The sequence below is a fragment of the Aetokthonos hydrillicola CCALA 1050 genome (genome assembly GCF_017591665.1).
GTDB classification, from domain to species: Bacteria; Cyanobacteriota; Cyanobacteriia; order Cyanobacteriales; family Nostocaceae; genus Aetokthonos; species Aetokthonos hydrillicola.
This window is the reverse complement of sequence record NZ_JAAKGC010000406.1, coordinates 1-1308: the sequence shown is the minus strand read 5'-3', so window position 1 is coordinate 1308 and position 1308 is coordinate 1. Positions and strand designations below refer to the sequence as shown.

The 1308-nt window shown below is 40.4% G+C and carries 2 protein-coding genes; one reads left to right on the top strand and one right to left on the bottom strand.

The window, feature by feature from the left end; translation table 11 throughout:
* Nucleotides 1-625, top strand: a 625-nt coding sequence (locus tag G4P69_RS38370) for a S1 RNA-binding domain-containing protein (RefSeq protein WP_208355246.1), incomplete at its 5' end; no start/stop codon positions are given.
* A gap of 49 nt (nucleotides 626-674) precedes the next feature.
* Here G4P69_RS38370 and G4P69_RS38365 read toward each other — a convergent pair.
* On the bottom strand, nucleotides 675-1308 hold a 634-nt coding region (locus tag G4P69_RS38365; RefSeq protein ID WP_208355244.1), incomplete at its 5' end, for an ATP-binding domain-containing protein.

Here is a 1308-nt window from a genome sequence, read left to right as displayed (position 1 = left end):
AGCAGAAGGTCAAGTCACCCTTTCACGCCGTCAGTTGGAAATTAAACATATTTGGGAACGACTCGCGCAAATGCAGGAAAATGCTCAAACCGTTCAAGTGCGAGTTTTAAATGTTAATAAAGGTGGTGTTACTGTTGAAATACAGGGTATACGAGGATTTGTCCCGCGCTCTCATCTTGTTGAGCGCAATAATTTAGAAGCACTCAAAGGACAAACCCTCACAGCTAGCTTTTTAGAAGTTGATCGTAACAACAACAAACTGATACTTTCTCAACGCTTAGCAACTCGTTCTGCTAGCTTCAGCACATTAGAACTAGGTCAGCTTGTTGAAGGTAAAGTTACTGGTATTAAGCCTTTTGGGGTATTTGTAGATTTAGAAGGTATTAATGCTTTGCTTCATATCAAGCAGGTGAGCCAAAAGTTTATTGATAATCTCGAAAAGCTATTTCACGTTGGTCAATCCATTAAAGCGGTTATCCTCGACTTGGATGAAGGTAAAGGTCGAGTTGCACTCTCCACCAGAGTTTTAGAAAATTTTCCAGGAGAAGTTATGGAAAATTTCGACGAGGTGATGACATCAGCACAAGCACGTACAGAACGTTTGAAGAACAAGCCTAGTGAGTGAACTGCGTGTTAGTTGGTAGGTTTGATTTTACCAACTAACCATTAACCACTTACTCGCTAATGTCACGCTTTGGTGGACGCTTGTAGGTAAATGTGAAAGTATCTTTACTAGCAATCACTTGTCGCATCTCATCATACATTGGGTAATTACCTACTCCTGTTATATTTGCCCAACCCCGTGTTCTTGTTAAAGCGACAAACAATTGATTACGAAAACTTACATCACTTTCGTTACGAGCTACATGATCCAAGCCAACAACATAAACCATATTAGCTTCATGTCCTTTGGCACGATTGATGCGCGACACTGTTACACCTCCCTCGTGCCAAAAACAATCAGGATTATAATTAGGCCATTTGGGAAGTAGCTCATTCAATTTCAAAGCTGTGGGAATATAAATATTTATATCCTGCTCTATTAAAAAACTACCAATTTCTGTTTCTAGCTCCAGCGCTGTTGAACGAGAGCCCAGAACTACCACTAAAATATCTTGGCTTGGATTAAGGCCATCATGGGCAATGTTATATTTAATTTTCTCAGCTACCGCCATCATTTCTTGTTGGCGAGAATTGTAAGTTTGAAATTCTAATACCGGTTCACCCCACAGATCTGAAATGGGATTTGGTGAGTGTTGTGGGGGTCGGTGTAAGGTTATTGGTTGATTACTACGACGAAAGTCTCCT